13 protein-coding genes are annotated in these 18697 nt (G+C 61.2%); 4 read left to right on the forward strand and 9 right to left on the reverse strand.

Translation table 11 applies throughout. The features are described from left to right. The first annotated feature begins 146 nt into the window (after window positions 1-146). Window positions 147-3806 carry a PAS domain-containing hybrid sensor histidine kinase/response regulator gene (locus ACOYW1_RS24520; protein WP_482420124.1) on the forward strand — a complete coding sequence of 1220 codons (3660 nt, stop codon included), beginning with the start codon at window positions 147-149 and terminating at the stop codon, window positions 3804-3806. Next, window positions 3781-4683: a diguanylate cyclase gene (locus tag ACOYW1_RS24525; RefSeq protein ID WP_482420125.1), complete on the forward strand. Its 903-nt coding sequence runs from the start codon at window positions 3781-3783 to the stop codon at window positions 4681-4683. The genes ACOYW1_RS24520 and ACOYW1_RS24525 overlap by 26 nt, the downstream gene beginning before the upstream one ends. A 9-nt stretch (window positions 4684-4692) precedes the next feature. Here the strand turns inward: ACOYW1_RS24525 and ACOYW1_RS24530 are convergent, their stop codons facing one another. The 7 genes from ACOYW1_RS24530 to ACOYW1_RS24560 all read right to left on the reverse strand — a co-directional run bounded on the left by ACOYW1_RS24530 (window position 4693) and on the right by ACOYW1_RS24560 (window position 11680). Then, window positions 4693-6057: a sigma-54-dependent transcriptional regulator gene (locus ACOYW1_RS24530; protein ID WP_482418191.1), complete on the reverse strand. Its 1365-nt coding sequence runs from the start codon at window positions 6055-6057 to the stop codon at window positions 4693-4695. Window positions 6058-6145: 88 nt separating this feature from the next. Beyond that, entirely contained in the window at window positions 6146-7240 is a 1095-nt protein-coding gene (locus ACOYW1_RS24535; RefSeq protein WP_482420126.1) for a sensor histidine kinase, read from the reverse strand. A gap of 18 nt (window positions 7241-7258) precedes the next feature. Further along, window positions 7259-7717: an MOSC domain-containing protein gene (locus ACOYW1_RS24540; protein WP_482420127.1), complete on the reverse strand. Its 459-nt coding sequence runs from the start codon at window positions 7715-7717 to the stop codon at window positions 7259-7261. Between the two features lie 32 nt (window positions 7718-7749). After that, entirely contained in the window at window positions 7750-8367 is a 618-nt protein-coding gene (gene metW, locus ACOYW1_RS24545; RefSeq protein ID WP_482420128.1) for a methionine biosynthesis protein MetW, read from the reverse strand. Next, complete coding sequence (gene metX, locus ACOYW1_RS24550; protein ID WP_482420129.1) at window positions 8360-9469, reverse strand: homoserine O-acetyltransferase MetX; 1110 nt, start codon at window positions 9467-9469, stop codon at window positions 8360-8362. Before metX ends, metW begins: the two co-directional genes overlap by 8 nt. A gap of 563 nt (window positions 9470-10032) precedes the next feature. Further along, the gene (locus tag ACOYW1_RS24555) at window positions 10033-11292 is read right to left on the reverse strand and encodes an O-acetylhomoserine aminocarboxypropyltransferase/cysteine synthase family protein (protein WP_482420130.1); all 1260 of its coding nucleotides are present in this window, start codon (window positions 11290-11292) and stop codon (window positions 10033-10035) included. Then, window positions 11246-11680 carry a helix-turn-helix domain-containing protein gene (locus ACOYW1_RS24560; protein ID WP_482418197.1) on the reverse strand — a complete coding sequence of 145 codons (435 nt, stop codon included), beginning with the start codon at window positions 11678-11680 and terminating at the stop codon, window positions 11246-11248. The genes ACOYW1_RS24555 and ACOYW1_RS24560 overlap by 47 nt, the downstream gene beginning before the upstream one ends. 144 nt (window positions 11681-11824) lie before the next feature. Here ACOYW1_RS24560 and ACOYW1_RS24565 point away from each other — a divergent pair, with 144 nt between their 5' ends. Both ACOYW1_RS24565 and cysK read left to right on the forward strand, forming a co-directional pair. Continuing rightward, window positions 11825-12826 carry a serine O-acetyltransferase gene (locus ACOYW1_RS24565; protein ID WP_482420131.1) on the forward strand — a complete coding sequence of 334 codons (1002 nt, stop codon included), beginning with the start codon at window positions 11825-11827 and terminating at the stop codon, window positions 12824-12826. Window positions 12827-12942: 116 nt separating this feature from the next. Further along, the gene (gene cysK / locus ACOYW1_RS24570) at window positions 12943-13869 is read left to right on the forward strand and encodes a cysteine synthase A (protein ID WP_482420132.1); all 927 of its coding nucleotides are present in this window, start codon (window positions 12943-12945) and stop codon (window positions 13867-13869) included. Between the two features lie 53 nt (window positions 13870-13922). Here the strand turns inward: cysK and ACOYW1_RS24575 are convergent, their stop codons facing one another. Together ACOYW1_RS24575 and ACOYW1_RS24580 are read right to left on the reverse strand one after the other, a co-directional pair. Continuing rightward, on the reverse strand, window positions 13923-15011 hold the full coding sequence (locus ACOYW1_RS24575) for an HD domain-containing phosphohydrolase (RefSeq protein ID WP_482420133.1): 1089 nt from the start codon (window positions 15009-15011) through the stop codon (window positions 13923-13925). After that, window positions 15008-18475, reverse strand: a complete 3468-nt coding sequence (locus ACOYW1_RS24580) for a response regulator (RefSeq protein ID WP_482420134.1) — start codon at window positions 18473-18475, stop codon at window positions 15008-15010. The genes ACOYW1_RS24575 and ACOYW1_RS24580 overlap by 4 nt, the downstream gene beginning before the upstream one ends. Window positions 18476-18697: the final 222 nt, after the last annotated feature.

Below are 18697 nucleotides of genomic sequence, written 5' to 3' on the forward strand. Positions count from 1 at the left end.
CCCCCTTCCCCGTCTCTTCGCCCACAGGGTTTTACCCCCGAGAACCAGGCGCCCCCGTCTTCCATGGCACCGTGCCCATCACGGATGTCAGGTCACCGCCCTTGTCCGGCGCCACACCAAACCTCACCCAAGCCATAGGTGGCCCCATGTCCCTGAAACCCAACCCATTGGAGCTGGAACACCAGATCAGGCTCCTTGCGCAGCAACGGGACACCTACATCCAGATCACCGAAGAGCTGAAGGAAAACGAAAAAAAATACCGGACCATCTTCGAAAACATCGCGGACAGCTACCTCGAAGTGGACCTCAAGGGAAACTTTATCTTCTTCAACCAGGCTTTCTGCAAGCTCCTGGGGTACAGCAGAGAGGAGCTCCAGGGCCGAAACAACCAGGATTTTCTCGACAAGGAAAACGCGAAAATCGTCTTCGAGATCTTCACCGGGGTCTACAAATCCAACGAATCGGTCATGGGAGCTTCCTGGGAGATGATCCGCAAGGACGGCTCCAAACGCCGGGTGGAGACCTCGGTCTCCCTGGTAAGGGACCCCTCAGGGGAAATCGTGGGGTTTCGGGGCATCGGAAGGGACGTCACGGACCAGAAGGAGACCGAACGGATCCTGGCCCTCAACGAAGCCCGCTTTCGGGACATCTCCCTGAGCATGGCGGACTGGATCTGGGAGGTGGACACCCGGGGGGTTTACACCTTTACGGCAGGCAACATCGGTAAGGTCCTGGGCTACACCCCGGAGGAGATGCTCGGCAAGACCCCCATGGACTTCATGCCCCGGGACGAAGCCGACAGCGTGGCAAAAAAGATGGCGAAAATCTTCGCCCTGAAGCACCCCATCGTGGACCTGAAAAACTGGTGCATAAAAAAGGACGGCACCCGGGTCTGCATGCTCACCAACGGGGTCCCCATCATGGGGGACAGCGGTGAATGGCTTGGCTACCGGGGGGTGGACAAGGACATCACCCGCAACCTGATGGTGGAAGAACAGCTCAAAAAATCTCTGGAGAGCACCGAGACCATCATCAACACCCTGCCCATCGGCGTGATGATCGTAAGCAAGGACCATATCGTGCGCCGCATCAACAACGCGGCCCTTAAGATGACAGGCCACGACTCCGAGACCGACATCGTCGGCCGCACCTGTCACCGCACCATCTGTCCCGCGGATGAGGGCCACTGCCACCTCAAAAACCTCGGAAACCAGGTCGATCAGTCCGAAAAAGTGATCATCCACAAGGATGGACGACGGATTCCGGTCTTTAAAACAGCCCTGCAGGTGGAACTCGACGGCAACGATGTCATCCTTGAAGCCTTCATGGACATCAGCGCCATCAAAAAAGCCGAGAAAAAGATCCGGGAAAGCGAGGAGAGGATCCGGACGGTCATGGAGACCATCGTGGATCCCGTGGCTGTCTTCAACACCCTGGGTCGGGCCACCTACGTCAACCCCGCCTTTACCCAGGTGTTCGGGTGGACCGCCGAAGAGCTCGGGGACCCTGCCTGCACGTTCATCCCCGATCCCCTGCTCCCGGAAATCCGCCACGCCATCCGAAAGGTGCTGGGGGGAGCCCACATCAAAGGGCTGGAGACGAGGCGCACCACCAAGACAGGCCGCACCATTGATGTCCGGCTGGGTGCGGCCCTGCTTCGCAGTGCCTCCGGAGAAGCCAGCGGCATCGTGGCCAACTTTCAGGACATCACCCGGGAAAAACAGGCAAAAAAAGAGCTCAAGCAAATCAACAGGGAGCTTGAAAAGGCCATTGAACATGCCCACACCCTCACCCAGCGGGCCGAAATGGCCAGCGCCGCCAAAAGCGAATTTTTAGCCAACATGAGCCACGAGATCCGCACACCCATGAACGGCATCATCGGCATGACGGACCTGGTCCTGGGCACCCCCCTCACCGGGGAGCAGCGCGAGTACCTGGAGATGGCACAGATGTCGGCCAACGCCCTCCTCGGCCTGCTCAACGACATCCTGGATGTCTCCAAGATCGAAGCCGGAAAGATGGAGCTTGAAACCATCGAGTTCAACCTGCGGATCACCCTGGAAAACGCCGTGAATACCCTGGCCCTGAAGGCCCATGAAAAGGGCCTGGAGCTTGTCTGCCACATCCGTCCGGACGTGCCCACCGCCCTCATGGGAGACCCGGGCAGGCTTCGCCAGATCATTGTCAACCTGGCAGGCAACGCCATCAAGTTCACCGAAAAAGGGGAGGTGGTGATCCGCGTGGAAAAAGAGAGCCAGACCGACACCACCGCCACCCTGCGCTTTGCCGTCTCCGACACCGGCATCGGCATTCCCGTGGACACCCTGGACACCATCTTCCACAGCTTCAAGCAGGCCGACGGATCCGCCACCCGAAAATACGGGGGCACGGGCCTGGGGCTCTCCATCTCCCGGCAACTGGTCAAACTCATGGGAGGGGCCATCCGGGCCGAAAGCCCCAACCCCTTTGCAGGGGACGAGCCCGTGCCTGACCTCTACCGGGGCTCCCCCGAAGGGGGCCCGGGAAGCATCTTCCATTTCACGGCCGTCTTTGAATTGAACCGTTCGGAAGAGCCCCCCTCCCTGCGCCTCAACAGGCAGGACCTGGCCGGACTGCCCACTCTCATTGTGGACGACAACGCCACCAACCGCTTTCTTCTCCAGGAGATGCTCACCACCTGGGGACTCTCTCCTTCAAGCGCAGCCGACGGCCGGGAGGCCCTGGGCCTTGCCGCCAAGGCCCTTGAAAACGGGAAACCCTTTCGGCTGGCCCTTCTGGACATGCAGATGCCGGAAATCAACGGATTCGAGCTTGCCCAAAAGATCAAAGAGGCCCCCTTCGGGGAGGGGATGAAGATGATCATGATCTCGTCCATGGGAGAAAAAGAGGACGCCCGGCGCTGCAGAGAGACGGGAATCTCAGGGTATCTGTCCAAACCCGTCAGGCAATCGGAGCTCCTCAACACCATCCTCATCACCATGGGCCTTCAGGAGGGAGAAAACACCACGGTCGTCACCCGCCACACCGTGTGCGACCTGCAGGAACGGCTCAAGATCCTGCTGGCCGAAGACAACCGGGTCAACCAGGTCCTCGCCGTCAATCTCCTCAAATCCAAGGGGCATCAGGTCACCCTGGCGGTCAACGGGAAGGAGGCCGTAGCAGCTTACAAACGCGAAAACTTCGACCTCATCCTCATGGATGTCCAAATGCCGGAGATGGATGGTTTTGAGGCCACCCGAATCATCCGCGGCCTGTCGGAAAAGGGCGCCGCGATTCCCATCATCGCCATGACGGCCCATGCCATGAAGGGCGATCAGGAAAAGTGCCTGGAGGCGGGCATGAATGCCTATGTTGCCAAGCCCATCAACCCCGCCACGCTTTTTGAGACCGTGGAACGGGTCCTCGGCGGATCCGAAAGCCTTGGAAAACCCTTTGTACCCACAACCTTTGACATGGCCTCGGCCATGGAAAATGTCCTGGACGACCCCGAACTGTTCCGGGAAATCACCGATATTTTTTTAAAGGAGCTTCCCGGCAACCTGGCCACCCTCCGTCAGGTCCTGTTGACCAAAGACGGGCCGGCCATCGCCCGGTTGGCCCACAGCATCAAGGGGGCTGTGGTCAATTTTGCCGCCACCGAGGCCCACGACACAGCCCAGCGCCTGGAAACCCACGGAACCAACGGACACTTTGACCTGGCAGAAGAAGAGGCCGCAGCCCTGGAAACCACACTCCATGACCTGGCCCATGAACTCACCCTCACCCTCAAGGGAATGGCCCATGAAAATCATGATCGCCGAAGATGACCTGATCTCCAGGCGCGTCCTTCAAACCAACCTGATGAAGTGGGGCTACGATATCGACGTGGCCGTCAACGGCCGGGAAGCCTTTGAGATGATCACCCGCCCCAGCCCCCCGAGCCTGCTCATCTCGGACTGGATGATGCCCCTCATGGACGGGCCCGCACTCTGCAGGGCCATTCGTGACTTAGACATTGCACGGTACATCTACATCATCCTGCTCACCACCAAGGGCGAGAAAAAAGACATCATCCACGGCCTGGAAGCCGGCGCCGATGATTTCCTCACCAAGCCCTTCAACCAGGAAGAGCTCAAGTACCGCATCCGCATCGGAGAGCGCATCATCAACCTGGAACACCGCATCCTTCAGTTGGCCAACACCGACGCCCTGACCGGCATGATGAACCGGCGGGCCTTTATGGAACGCCTTGAGCAGGAGATCGAACGGGCCCATCGCGAACAGACAGCCCTCTCTTTTCTCATCTCCGACATCGACTACTTCAAACGGGTCAACGACACCTACGGGCACCAGGTAGGGGACCTGGTACTCCAGTGCTTCTGCCAGACCCTGAAGGAAATCCTCCGGCCGTATGACTTTCTGGGGCGTTACGGGGGTGAGGAATTTGTGGTGTGCATGCCGGGCACCATGGATGACCAGGCCCGATCTGTTGCGGAACGGCTGCGAAAAGCGGTGGAGGAAAAAGAGATCATCCACCCCGAGACCGGGGAGCTCATCGCCATCACCTCAAGCTTTGGCACCGCCACCTGCAGGCTGGCCTTGCGGGAAAAAACAGACGACCTCATCAAACGAGCCGATGAGGCCCTGTACCGGGCAAAAGAAGAGGGACGAAACCGGGTGGTAAGCGGAGAGTCCACGGCCTGATGCAGGGCATCAGGCATCGGCAGAGCCGTTAATCCCGTACTTTTCAAGGCGGTAGATAAGAACATGGCGGGGGATGCCCAGAAGCCGGGCAGCCTGGGACCGGTTTCCCCCGGAGCGGGAGAGGGCCTGGCGGATGAGGTCCTCTTCCAGGTCCGGCAGGCTCAGCCCGCCCTCCGGCAGGCGGAATGCACCGCCCGGAGCGGTGCCGGAAGAACCGGCCAGGGCAAGGTCGGTGGTGTCGATGGCATGGCCGGAGGCCAGGATGGCGCAACGCTCCACCACATTCTTCAGCTCACGGATATTTCCCGGCCAGGGGTGGGCCACCAGAGCGCCTGAAGCGCCCTTAGTAAAGGCAAGGGAGTGGCCGGAATGGGAACCGAAGGCGGCAAGAAAATGGTTCGCCATGGGCACAATCTCTTCGGGGCGCTCCCGCAAGGGGGGAATGTGCAGGGGCACCACGCCGATGCGGTAGAAGAGATCCTCCCGGAACGCACCTTCCACAATGGCCTTGGCAAGGTCCCGGTGGGTGGCCGAGATCAGGCGAATATCGCACGAGATCACCTTCTGACTCCCCACGGGCTCCACCTCCTTCTCCTGAATGGCACGCAGGAGCTTGGCCTGAATGGCAAGGGGCAGGTCGCCGATCTCATCAAGAAATAGGGTGCCCCCGTTTGCCGCCCGAAACTTTCCAGGCTGATCGGAAACCGCCCCGGTAAAGGCCCCCTTCACGTGGCCGAACAGCTCGCTCTCCACCAGGTTTTCCGGAATGGCGGCGCAGTTGACCGTAATCAGGGGGCCGCTGCGTCTCGGGCTCTCCCGGTGAATCAACCGGGCGATGACCTCTTTGCCGGTCCCCGATTCGCCGGTGATCAGGACAGGGGCATCGCTGTTGGCCACACGGCGTGCCGTGGCCACGAGCTGCTCCATCACCGGAGATGCCACCACAGGCGCTTCCTTGCCCCGGATGGCCTCGATCTCATCGGTGAGCTCTCGGTTCTTTCGCTGGAGGGACCCCATCTCCAAGGCCTTTCGGCAGGAGAGCCGCAAGGCGTCCCGGCTGAAAGGCTTGGTGATAAAGGTAAAGGCCCCCTGCTTCATGGCCTCCACCGCCATCTCAATGGTGCCGTGGGCGGTGATGACGATGACCGGGATATCGGGGTTGATCTCCTTGACGGCAGCAAGGACGGAAAGGCCGTCCATGCCCGATAGCTTCACGTCCGTCACCACAAGATCAACCCATTTTTTCGCGAACAGGGCCAGGCCTTCCTCTCCGCTGCGCGCCTCAAGCACGGAAAACCCCCCGGTGGACAAGTTGTGCGACGTCACTTCCAGAAGGCTTTCGTCGTCGTCAATCAAAAGCAGATGACCGGCCATGTGAATTCTCCTGACATCAAAGGCAATCAAACGTACCCGTTGGTTTTGGTTCGAACTCCCCTGCCACGCACCCCATATCCCAAGGCCCTCACTCTGTCAGGCAGGGAAAGGAAAAACAAAACTCCGCACCGCCGTCATCGCGGTTTCTGGCCTCCAGGCTGCCCCCCAGGCTCTGGGCAATGCGGCGGGAGATGGGAAGCCCCAGCCCTGTACCCTCCTTACTCCCGGAGACAAAGGGCTCAAAAAGCCTCGGGAAAAAATTCGGATCAATGCCGGGGCCGTCGTCGCTGACGGTCACGGAACACACCCCTTCCGAAACCGTGGCCGTCACATCGATGCGTCCCCCCTTGCCCACCACCGCCACCGCGTTCAGCACCAGGTTCACCAGAACCTGGGACACCTTCTCCCCTTCCACCCTCACCCCCCTGGCGTTGTCCCCGCAGGACATGGTAAGGCGCACCTGCCGATCCTTCAATCGGATGGACATGGTGTCGTTGACATGATCCACCACCTCCGAAAGGGTACGCTCCACCTCCTGGGTTCCGCTCTCCCTGGAGGTTGCCATGGCGAGCATCCCGGCAAGGGTCTTGTCCAGACGCTCCGTCTCCTTGATGAGGATTCCGGCAAACTTCCGGGAGAGCCCCTCCTCCGGCGCCTCGTCCAGAATGATCTCCGCAGCCCCCCGAATGGCCCCCAGAGGGTTTTTGATTTCATGGGCCAGGGAAGAGGAGAGCTCCCCTGCCACCGCCCGTTTCTGGCTCACCCGTAATTGATCTTCCAGGCTCAAAAGGGTCCGGGCATCGTCCTTGACCCGCTTAAGGGACGTTTCGAGCTGCTCGGAGACGGCCCGGTACTGTGCGGACACCTGCTTCTCCTTTCCAGAAACAACACCCACAAGGATGCCAGCGGCAAAATAGAGGCCCACCTCGGTGAGTTCGCTGCGATAGGTCACGGGGTTGCGGCCCATGTACAGGAGAAGATGGGGGATAAAGGCGAGAGAGTTGAGCAGGGCCATGATGATCCCGCCCCGGAGGCCGTAATACAAGGCACCCACGGCAATGGGAAAGTAGCTGAGGCGCCGCCAGGTATCGTGGAGGAACATGTCGTGGCCCGGGGTGACAAAATGAAGCACCCCGATCCCCACGGAGACCAGCACAAGAAATATGGGAAGCAGTCGTTTCATGGGACCTCATGTCCTGTGTCAGGCTGTACCCACCCAAACGGCATCCCCCACCCGAAGGAGGCCGCCTTCTATCACTTTTCCGAAAATCCCCTCCCGGGGCATAATGCAGTCTCCGGCCCGGTGAAAAATGGCGCAGGGCTTGTGGCAGGTCTTGCCGATCTGGGTGATCTCAAGGACCACGGCATCGCCCAGGGCCACCCGGGTGCCCACCGGCACCTTCAGCCAGTCGATACCCGCAGTGGCCACGTTCTCGGCAAAATCGCCGAACCCCACGGTGAGGCCCTTAGCCACCATGGTCTCGATCCCTTCCTGGGCCAGAAGGCTCACCTGACGATGCCAGGGACCGGCGTGGGCGTCCCCTTCGATGCCGTGGTCTTCCACCACGGTCACCTCGGAGACGCAGGTCTTGGGAATGCCTTTTTTCGTGCTTACGGCAAGGGAAACCACCTTGCCGGTCTGGTGCGGTGCGTGTGCCATGGTGTACCGTCCTTCACATGTCAAATAAGGGCTCAACGCCCGATGAGGTAAATCCCGTAGGTGGCCCGCAGGTTGGGCCACACCCTCACCCGGGTGCCGGTGACCCGGATGTCCCGGGAGTTGATGGCCGCCTCCCTTCGAATGGAAAACCCCACCTCGTCTGCGAACCGGCGAAAATCGTTTAAAGAGAGCACCCGGATGTTGGGGGTGTCGTGCCACTCATAGGGCAGCTCCCGGGTTCGGGGGACGTGCCCCGAGGCAAGCATCTGGAGCCGGATGCGCCAGTGGCAAAAGTTGGGAAAGGAGACCACGGCGTGCTTGCCGATGCGCAGCATCTCCCGGATCAACCCCGACGGGTCGTAGGCCTGCTGGAGGGTCTGGCTGCAGATCACGTAATCAAAAAAATCGTCGGGGTAATCCCTGATCTCCTCGTTCATGTCCCCCTGAACCACGGTGAGACCCCGCTCAATGCACCGGGCCACCTGGGCTTCGTCGATCTCAATGCCGGTCTCCGACACCTTTTTGTGGCGCTTCAGGGCATGGAGCAGCTCGCCGTCCCCGCAGCCCAGCCCCAGGACGCGGGACCCGGGACGGACCCAGGCGGCGATGATGGACAGATCAAAACGCAGGTTGTTCAAACTCTCAGGCATGGGCCCCCTTTCCCAAAAATCCGGTGAGGATGGTGGTGAGGCGATCGCTGGGCAGGAGAAAGGCATCGTGACCGCAGCTCGCCTCAATCTCACAAAAGCTCACGTCCACCCCGTGGCGTTTGAAAAGGCTCACGATGGCACGGTTCTGGTACGTGGGGTAAAGCCAGTCCGAGGTGTAGGACACCACCAGAAAAGGGTGCCTCAGCTCGGCCATGCGATCCAGGGCCCCGCCGTCGCGGAGGCCTTCCTCCACGTCGAAATAGTCGGCGGCCTTGGTGATGTAGAGCAGGGAGTTGGCGTCAAAGCGGTCCACAAACTTGGCGCCCTGGTAGTGGAGGTAACTCTCCACCTGAAACTCGGCATCAAAATCAAAGGAAAACTCATCGCGATCCTGGAGCCGCCGCCCGAACTTTCGGTGCATGGCGTCGTCGGACAGATAAGTGATATGGCCGATCATGCGGGCCACGGATAGCCCAAGGGCCGGTCTCTCCCCGCCGTAGTAGTGCCCCTTGTTCCAGTTGGGATCCGAAACAATGGACTGGCGGGCCACCTCGTTGAAGGCAATGGACAAGGCCGAGTGACGCATGGTGGTGGCAAGGGCCACACCCGAGCCCACCCGCTCCGGAAACTGACGGCACCAGGAGAGCACCTGCATGCCCCCCACGGAGCCCCCGATGACCGCATGAAGACGCCCGATGCCCAGATGATCCACCAGCCCCGCCTGAACCCTCACCATGTCCCCGATGGTCACCACCGGGAAATCGGTGCCAAAGGGCCGCCCCGTCTCCGGATTAACGGACGAAGGCCCGGTGGTACCCATGCAGCCCCCCAACACGTTGGAGCAGATGACGAAATAGCGATCCGTATCAATGGCCCGCCCCGGCCCCACCATGGTCTCCCACCACCCGGGCAGCTCCTCCCCCGGCGCAGATGACGCGTGGGAATCCCCGGTGAGGGCATGGCAGATCAAAATGGCGTTGCCCTTGTCCGCATCCAGGGTTCCCCAGGTCTCAAAGGCAACCGTCACCTCCGACAGGGCCTCCCCGCTCTCAAGGGTCACCGGCCCCTCCAGAGTATGCACCTGCTTCACCGCGTGTACCATCGTTTTTATCCTTCCCCCACGTAAATCAAAAAACCAAAAGCTTGCCTCCGGCGGCGAGGTGAGCCACCTCGAAAGCTCATTGCCCTTGCGCTTTGTCCCTCGTTCCTCGGGCCAAAGCGCAAGGGCCTTCGGACTGGGCTTCGCCCGTGAGCAACGCTAAAAGAACTTCAAATGCCTTCATCTATACCACTATGAAACTTTACCTTTCGTCCCCAGGCTCCGCCTGGGAATAATACACGGAGGCTCTGCCTCCACGGCTGATATCGCTTCGTCCTGTGAATTCAGGTGATTGCACCGGCATATTCCACACCAACAAGGCAGAGCCTGGGAGCGAGAAAACGTGTTGGCAGATCAAATCATGACGCAACGAGTAGAAAAAACAGTGACACTCTCCTCTCCTGCAAAGGCAGTTGCCAAACGTTATCCTTCACGCGAATGCCCCAAAACGCCTGCATCACCATGGTCTCCATGCATTCGCCACAGGGTTTCCAGGTGCCCCCACCTGGCCGCCGGAGGCGCTTTTTTCTCGTATTTTTCACCAGAAGAAACCGCTGTTTTGAACTTTATCCCCTGCTCATTTCAATGGCCTGGTCCAGGTCTTCGATAATGTCTTCCACGGCCTCGATGCCCACGGAGAGGCGCAGCATGTCGGGGCGGATCCCCAGGGCTGTTTTCTCGTCGGGCTCGAAGGAGACGTACTGGGTGGACCAGGGGTGGATCATCAGGCTCTTGCAGTCTCCGATGTTGGCCAGGTGGTAGATCATGGAAAGACCGTCGATGGTTTTGCGGCAGGCGGCTTCGCTTTCAAGGCCGAAGGTGAGCATGGCACCGAAGCCTTTGCCGCCAAACTGCCTGTGGGCCACATCCCGGTTGGCGTGGCCGGCAAGGCCGGGGAAGTTGACCCAGGCGACCTTGGGGTGAGCCTCTAAAAATCGGGCCACGGCCAGGGCGTTTTCCAGGTGCCTCTCCATGCGCAGGGCCAGGGTATCCAGCCCCACCATGGTGAGGTAGCTGTTCATAGGGGCCTGGGTGGTGCCGTGGTTGATGTGGTGTTCCCGCCAGATGCGGTCCAGGAGCGCCAGGTTCCCTTTTTTTTCCACAAAGGGGGCAAAATCGGCGAATTTCTCGGTGGCCCAGTCAAAGGCGCCCCTATCCACCACCACCCCGCCCGTGGCGTTGCCGTGGCCGCTGATGTACTTGGTGGTGGAGTGCACCACGGCGTCGGCGCCCAGCTCCAGGGGCCGAACGAGAAAGGGGGTGCCCAGGGTGTTGTCCACCACCAGGGGGAGACCGTGGGCGTGGGCCAGGGCCGCTGTTTTTTCAATGTCCGGTACGTCCATGGCCGGGTTGCCGATGCTCTCGATATAGAGAAAACGGGTCTTTTCGGTGATGGCGGCTTCCATGGCGCCCAAGTCCGTGGGATCGGCCAGGCGGGCGGTGATGCCGTATTTCTTAAAAATGCGGGTAAAGAGCAGCCAGGTGGACATGAACAGGGAACGACCGCCCACAAACTCGTCGCCGGCCCGCAAGAGGGCCATGCAGGTGTTGCTGACGGCGGCCATGCCCGAGGCCATGACAAGGGAGCCCTTGCCCTGCTCCAGGTCGCTGAGCTTGGCTTCGAGGACGTCGTTGGTGGGATTGGAGAGGCGGCCGTAGATATGGCCCCCCTGGCCCGAAAAGGCATCGGAAAGGCTCTCGGCCGTGGGGTGCCTGTGGGAGGCGCTTTGATAAACGGGGGGCAGGGTGGCCCCCTCCCAGGCGTGGGTCTCCTGGCCGCTATGGATCACGCGGGTGGCAAACTTCCGTTTCAAGGGGTCGGTCATGGTGTTCTCTCAATCCGAGGAGGGTTGTGTAGTTCAAGACGGGGCAGCGCCGACACTGCTTCATCTTCTCTTCCCAGGAGAGGGTCCCCTGGGTATCGCAGGAGGTTCCCGAGAGAAACCAGCACATGTCCCCTGCCTGGAATTCCCAGGCAGGACACCTCCTTTTCCGCGCGGGGTCGCACCCCTTGACCGCCCAGCAGGGAGAAGCACTCTGCCCCCTTCTCCGGGCCAGCAGAAAGAGGAGCTGCTTCTCCACATGGGCGGGGACAGAGCGCCACCCCTGCTCGTAGCTGTGGACCGCCTTGACCGACAGGCCCAGCAGTGCCGCCATCTCTTTCTGGGTCTTGGCCAACCGGCCGCGTATGGCCGCGAACTCTTTACTGTCCATGGATTCTCCGATAAAATTTGGTATCGAGCAACGTTGCCCCAAGCTACCACAATGTGGTATGTACGTCAATTAAGGCCGGGCAGGTATGAATGCCGCTTGACCCCACCAACTATTGATCACCTTTTATCGGAGCATACCAGTCCCATGAATCCAATATATCCCCAGGAAGCAGACCGCTGCCGTTCGGAAAACGAGTCCATCGCACGATTTCGCCGGTTGATGCCGGACATCACCCGAGAGATCATCGACAGCTGCAACGAGCCCGAGTGCTTCAAGCACGTGGGCTACGAGCCCATCCCCTCCCGGCACGACGCCAAAAGGATCATCAAGGTGGGCATGCAGGTCCTCTTCCCCGGCTACTTTGCCGGAAAAAAGATCGACCCGTTGAACCTGACGTACCGCATCGGGCAGCTCACCACCACCTTGTATGACCTGCTCACCGAGCAGGTGGTGCTCTCCTTCAGGCACGACTGCTACCGCTACAACAAGTCCTGCACCTCCTGCGCCAGCGAAGGCCACGAGGCGGTCCTCGAATTCTTCCGGGCCATCCCCGACATCAAGCGCACCCTGGCCGAAGACGTCCGGGCCACCCGGGACGGCGACCCCGCCGCCCACAGCGTGGACGAGATCATCTTCAGTTACCCCGGGGTTTACGCCATCAGCGTCTACCGCATGGCCCACAAGCTCTACGAGCTCGGGGTGCCCATCCTGCCGCGCATCATGACCGAGATCGCCCACAGCGCCACGGGCATCGACATCCACCCCGGCGCCCGCATCGGCAAGCGCTTCGCCATCGACCACGGCACCGGTGTGGTCATCGGAGAAACCACCCTCGTGGGGGAAAACGTGCGCATCTACCAGGGCGTGACCTTAGGGGCCCTCTCCCTGCCCCCGGTGCAGGCGAACACCTCAAGGGGAAAAAGCGCCACCCCACCATCGAGGACAACGCCATCATCTACTCCGGCGCCACGATCCTGGGCGGCAAGACCACCATCGGCAGGAACTGCACCATCGGCGGCAACGTCTGGCTCACCTCATCGGTGCCCGCGGACACCAAGGTCTTCATCGAAACCCCGGAGCTCATCTACATGGACTCCAACGGGTCAAAAACGAGGTGAGCCACCTCGAAAGCGGGTTCGACGGTAGCGGTTAAGTCAGCCTTACCGGCGATATGGGCTTCGCTGCCTCTCATCGCTATGCCCGAACCGCAACGGTGTTAGCCCGTAACGGTCCAAAGCGACACGCACATCAAAGGAGACCTCATGTTTAAATATAAAACCGTAGACCAATCCATCGGCAGGACCCCACTGGTTCGCCTCAACCGCATGGCCGAAGGCTTGCCCGTGGAGATCTACGCCAAGCTGGAGTTTTTCAACCCCGGAGGGAGCGTCAAGGACCGCCTTGGTTTTGCCATGATCGAGGCCGGAATCCGGGACGGGCGCATCAATGACGAGACCCTCATCGTGGAGCCCACCAGCGGCAACACCGGCATCGCCCTGGCCATGCTCTGCGCCCGCCGCGGCCTGCGCCTCTGCCTCACCATGCCGGAGACCATGAGCGTTGAGCGGCGCAAGCTCCTCACCCACTTCGGGGCCAAGCTGATCCTCACGCCGGGGGACAAGGGCATGAAAGGCTCCATTGATGCGGCCGTAGACCTCGTGGAAAAAAGCGACAACGCCTTTTTGCCCAACCAGTTCGAAAACCCTGCCAATCAGGAGATCCACCGAAAGACAACGGCCCCCGAAATCCTGAATGCCTTAAACGGCGAAGTGGACATGGTCGTGGCAGGTGTGGGCACCGGCGGGACCATCTCCGGCATCAGCCAGGTGTTGAAACGCGTCAACCCCGACTTCAAGGCCATTGCCGTGGAACCGGCCGAGTCCCCCGTCCTCTCGGGGGGCGATGCAGCCCCCCACAAGATCCAGGGCATCGGTGCCGGGTTTGTCCCGGGCGCCCTGGACCTGTCCGTGGTGGACGAGGTGGTCACCGTGCCCTCGGAAGAGGCCTTTACCACGGCCCGGCTCCTGGCCAAGCAGGAGGGCCTCCTCTGCGGCATCTCTTCCGGAGCCGCCGTCCATGCCGCCCTTGCCGTGGCCCGGCGCCCGGAATCCAAGGGAAAGCGCATGGTGGTGATCCTCCCCAGCACCGGGGAGCGCTATCTCTCCACCCCCCTTTTTGAACTCGCCTGACCGGCAATGGGGATGCCCGGGCTTCCAAAGCACCGCGGCGTCCCCGCCCCGCCTCACGCCCCCTTCACCGCCGCAGTGATCTGGCGCCACACCAGGGCCTCCTCCACCAGCTCCCGAAAGGCCCGCTCCTGCCACGGTACCACCACGAAACGATAGATCCCGGCCTGCTCCCGATGGGCCACCAGGGCCTCCAGCCGGTTGAAGGGGCAGAGCATGAGCCGGACAGCCCGGGGCGCAAACTCCCTGCTGAGCCACAGGCACTCGGCCCCGGTCATGTCCCCGAGGGACTCCCCAAGCAGGATCATCTCAACAGGCCCGTCCTCCATCTGGTTGAACACCTCCTCGCCGGAGCCCACCACCGTCAGCTGAACAGGGCAGGGTGAAAGGCTTCGCGCCAGGGCATGGCGAAGGGAGGCCGAGGCGTCCCCCGCCACCAGGGAAGGGGTGAACCAGGGACGAAACAAGGTGGTCCGCCCCCGGCTCACAGGCACCATTTTCTCGCGTATCATGGCCAGGAAGGTATCGGTGAGCTCCGGGTCAAAGCGGCTCCCCCGGCCGCTTCGCATAACGCCCAGGGCCGCCTGGACCGGCATCTGTTTCCGGTAGGGGCGATGGGTGGTCAAGGCATCAAACACGTCCACCAGGGTGATGATCCGCGAGCAGATATGTATCCCCTCCTCCCGCAGCCCGTCGGGGTACCCCTGCCCGTCCCAGCGCTCATGGTGCTGGCGGATAAAAAGCGAGGCGGTCTCCAGGGGCCCCACACACCGGGTGATGGCATGGCCCCGCTCGGAGTGCAGGCCCATCAGGCGCATCTGCGCGGGGGTCAGGGGGCCCGGCTTTTGCAGGATATGGTCCGAAACCCCGCCCTTGCCGCAATCGTGGAGCAGGCTGCCGAACACCAGGTGGGGAAACACGATACGGGGCAGCTTGACCCGCCGGGCCAGGGCCAGGGCATAATCCATCACCCGCAGGCTGTGCCCCCGGGTGACAGGGTCCCTGGGCAAAATGGCCCGGACCAGGTCCAGGGTGGCATCCATCTCCTCCCGGTCCAGGGCCCGGCCCGACCGGAAGGCATCTCCGGCCACATCACCCAACTTTTCCCCGTGTTCATCCACGCCCTCGCCCCTTCCCCCCATCATGGCTGTTCCCGTTCCCCCATGACCCGGACGATCACCTCCTCGAGCTCTTTTTTCTTGATGGGTTTGGTGATGTATTCGTCCATGCCCGCCTCCAGAAACCGTTCCCGGTCCCCGGCCATGGCGTTGGCCGTCACCGCGATGATGGGTACAGGCCCGTGCCCCGGTTCCGGGATCTCCAGGGCCTCCTGCTCCAGCTGCCGAATGGCCAGGGTCGCCTCCAGCCCGTCCATCACCGGCATCTGCCCGTCCATGAGCACCAGGTCAAAGGCTTCACTGCCGAAAGCGTCCACCGCCTCCAATCCGTTGCTCACCACCTTCACCGTATGCCCCAGCTTCTTCAACATGCTCACGGCCACCCGCTGGTTCATGGGGTTGTCTTCGGCCAGCAGCACGTGGATGGCGGGAATCCCGGGCATGGTTTCCACCGACACACCGCGGGCCTTTGTCTCCCGCTCTCGAAGATCCGGGCTCTGGTCCCCTGCCTCACCACGATGCAGGACCTGATTCAACCGCTCATACAGGTCTTTCTTCCTCACCGGCTTGGTCAGGCAGGCAGAAAAGCCCAGTTCCGCCATGTGCGCGGCGTCCCCTTTCTGACCGATGGAGGTGGCCATCAAAGGAGGGGCGGGTGGTCTCCCCGTCTTTGAAGCACCGCCCAAAGAAGCCCCGTCCATACCCGGCATCTGCATGTCGATGATGGCCGCATCAAAGGGCGTTCCGTCCTTGCGTGCCTGTTCCGCCATCAGCAGGGCGCTCTCCCCGGACTCCGCCTCGGTGACCCGGCTTCCCCATGATCGGGCATACTCCCGAAAGACCCACCGGTTCACGGCGTTATCGTCCACCACGAGGAGATGGGCGTTCTCAAGGACGTCGCTGGAGTGGAACCACTCTTCCCGCGCTTCTGTTTGGATGTCGAACTCTGCGGTGAACCAGAAAGTGGTCCCCTGGCCCGGCCGGCTCTCCACTCCGATGTTGCCGTTCATCAGACGGGTAAGTTGCCGGGAGATGGAAAGCCCCAGCCCCGTGCCCCCGTACCGCCTGGTGGTAGAAACGTCTCCTTGTGAAAAGGAGTCGAAGATCCTGGAGCGGGCCTCTTCCTCAATACCGATGCCCGTGTCTGCCACCTCGAAGAAGAGCCTTACGCCCTTGCCCGTCTTCTCTTTCAGGGCCACCCGGATCATCACGCTGCCCTTTTCCACAAACTTAACGGCGTTTCCGGCCAGGTTGGTGAGGATCTGCCGCAATCGCACCGGATCCCCGTTGAGATGCACCGGGACGTTGTCCTGGATCAGGCAACCGAAGGCGATGCTCTTTTCCCCGGCCTTGATGGCCATGACATCGCTGAGGGGCTCCAACACATGGCGCAGGTTGAAATCGATGGCCTCAATGTCCAGCTTGCCCGCCTCGATCTTGGAAAGGTCGAGGATATCGTTGATAAGAATCAACAGGGCATCGGCACTGGACTTCACCGACTCGGCGTACTCCTTCTGCTCAGGAGTCAGCCCGGTGTCCAAAAGGATATCGATCATGCCGATGACCCCGTTCATGGGAGTGCGAATTTCGTGGCTCATGTTGGCCAGGAAAACACTCTTGGCCCGGGTGGCGGCTTCGGCCTCCTCTTTGGCACGCTTCAGGATCGCCTCGGCGTGCTTCTGGGTGCTGATCTCCCGGCAAATCCAGACAATGCCGATGGGGTTGTTTTCATGATCCGCCATAAGGGAAGAGCTCATCCAGGTGGGAAATTCCCGGCCGTTGCGGGCCACGTGGTCGATCTCCCCCTCGCAGCTGCCGTAGCGTCTCACTTTTTTCAGAAAATCCCGTAAGGGGCCTTCGGCCTGATTCCGGGTATGAAACGACTCCAGGTTCACCCCCACCAGCTCCTCGGTACGGTACCCGTGCATCTTGGCCCAGGAGGGGTTCACAAACTCCACCACCCCTTCCAGGTCTGCCACGGCAATGCCGTCCACGGACTGCTCCATGGCCGCTTTGAAACGCAGCAGGGAATTCTCGCTGAGCTTTCGCTCCGTAATGTCCTGCACCGTGCCGATGAGAGAAACCACCTCCCCGGATCGCCGAAACTCCTTCACCTCCGGTACCTCGGCCCGGATCCAGCGGATATCCCCGTTGCCCCGGACAATACGGTATTCCAGGGGCTCGCCCTTACCTGTCTCGGCCATCTTTCGCCCCGCCCGCACCACCATCTCCGAGTCTTCCGGGTGCACCATGCGTTGTATGACCTCCTCAAACCGGCCCTCAATCCTGCTGCTTTCGCTTTTGTCTTCGCCCCTGTAGATGGCCACCATCACATCGGAGAGAACCACCCTGTCCTCGGTCAGGAACCACTCCCAGCTTCCCAGCCCGGCAATACGGTTGGCGCGCTTGAACGATGTCTCGTTCTCGCCGACGACTTCCGCAAACCGTTTCTCCTCCAGCTCCCGCACCAGGGTGTCGTTGACCACCTCAAGCTGCAGGGTCCGCCTGTTCACCACGCCCTCCAGGGTCTCCCGGTGTTTGATGAGCACCAGCTCCGCCTGCTGGCGCCTGCGAACCGTGGCCCAAAGGCTGATCACCAGGGTCACCAGCAAGAGCCCCGCCAGGTAACCGACCCGGGTCATCATCAACTGGCCGGGGGGAAATGGCGGATACGGATCGCCGGAGAACAGCCCCACCACCGTCCATCGAAAAGCAGGTATGGCCTCGGACACAACCTCATACCGCTCAGCCCCCACCAACACCTCGGGCTGTCCCGGGTCCCACCCCAGAAGCTTCAGGGGCCGCCCCCCAAACTGCCGTTTCAGGTCCACGCCTGCACTCTCCGCCTCCGTAGGGGGCTCTGAAACATGAAAGAGCCACTCCGGCGTGTTGCTTGCAAACACCACCCCAAAAGGGTCCATAAGAACCACAGGGGACGAGACCTCCTGAAACAGGGCATCCACCGCCTCCAGGTCCAGTTTGAACACCAGAACGCCCACGGGGTCCATGCCCCTGTCCCAGACAGGAATGGACATGTAAATCCCCCGCCGATGGGTGGTCACCCCCACGGCCGGGTACACCATGCGCCGCCCGGTCATGGCATACTTGAAATAGGGACGGAACCGATAGTTCAGCCCCGTCACCCTCTTCTCACCGTCGTAGACAGAACTCGCCACAGTGAGCCCTTCGCTATTCATCAGGTAGATAAGAGCCACGTGCTCGGCATGGGCCAGCATGTCAAACAGATGATCCAGTTCAGCACTGGGGCCACCGGAGAGCACCTCGCGGAGCATGGGCTCGGTGCTCAGGCTTTCAATAACCTCCCAGCGGTGGGAAATCATCTCCCCGAGCTCTGCACGAAACCCTCGCAAGGTGGTCACCCGCTCCTTATGACGCATTTCTCCCTTCAGAAAATGCACGCCGAACCAGAGCCCCACGGAAAGGGCGGCCACCAGAAGGGCCCAGAACAAAATGTAACGCCATAACTTCATGGGGTATGAAACTCCGGCGCAGGGGATTTTAGGTCACAGGGAACAGGCTGCACATGGCCAACCGCGTACAAAACGCCGTGTGATGAGTCCTTTTGCAGGCCATACCGCTTTCAGCGGCCTCACACGGGGAAGCGTTTTTCGCGGAGGGCACGCAGCCGTCCGATGGGTGTCGACGGGGAAGGAAAAAACAAAGGGCAGGCATCAGCCGCCCTTCACATGTCC

The sequence above is a fragment of the Desulfoluna sp. CYM3A genome (genome assembly GCF_056829965.1).

What these genes read in the sequence shown, in the direction of transcription:
- ACOYW1_RS24520 (WP_482420124.1), top strand. Translation starts at nt 147, where the DNA reads ATGTCCCTGAAACCCAACCCATTGGAGCTGGAACACCAGATCAGGCTC.
- ACOYW1_RS24525 (WP_482420125.1), top strand. Translation starts at nt 3,781, where the DNA reads ATGAAAATCATGATCGCCGAAGATGACCTGATCTCCAGGCGCGTCCTT.
- ACOYW1_RS24530 (WP_482418191.1), bottom strand. Translation starts at nt 6,057, where the DNA reads ATGGCCGGTCATCTGCTTTTGATTGACGACGACGAAAGCCTTCTGGAA.
- ACOYW1_RS24535 (WP_482420126.1), bottom strand. Translation starts at nt 7,240, where the DNA reads ATGAAACGACTGCTTCCCATATTTCTTGTGCTGGTCTCCGTGGGGATC.
- ACOYW1_RS24540 (WP_482420127.1), bottom strand. Translation starts at nt 7,717, where the DNA reads ATGGCACACGCACCGCACCAGACCGGCAAGGTGGTTTCCCTTGCCGTA.
- metW (WP_482420128.1), bottom strand. Translation starts at nt 8,367, where the DNA reads ATGCCTGAGAGTTTGAACAACCTGCGTTTTGATCTGTCCATCATCGCC.
- metX (WP_482420129.1), bottom strand. Translation starts at nt 9,469, where the DNA reads ATGGTACACGCGGTGAAGCAGGTGCATACTCTGGAGGGGCCGGTGACC.
- ACOYW1_RS24555 (WP_482420130.1), bottom strand. Translation starts at nt 11,292, where the DNA reads ATGACCGACCCCTTGAAACGGAAGTTTGCCACCCGCGTGATCCATAGC.
- ACOYW1_RS24560 (WP_482418197.1), bottom strand. Translation starts at nt 11,680, where the DNA reads ATGGACAGTAAAGAGTTCGCGGCCATACGCGGCCGGTTGGCCAAGACC.
- ACOYW1_RS24565 (WP_482420131.1), top strand. Translation starts at nt 11,825, where the DNA reads ATGAATCCAATATATCCCCAGGAAGCAGACCGCTGCCGTTCGGAAAAC.
- cysK (WP_482420132.1), top strand. Translation starts at nt 12,943, where the DNA reads ATGTTTAAATATAAAACCGTAGACCAATCCATCGGCAGGACCCCACTG.
- ACOYW1_RS24575 (WP_482420133.1), bottom strand. Translation starts at nt 15,011, where the DNA reads ATGATGGGGGGAAGGGGCGAGGGCGTGGATGAACACGGGGAAAAGTTG.
- ACOYW1_RS24580 (WP_482420134.1), bottom strand. Translation starts at nt 18,475, where the DNA reads ATGAAGTTATGGCGTTACATTTTGTTCTGGGCCCTTCTGGTGGCCGCC.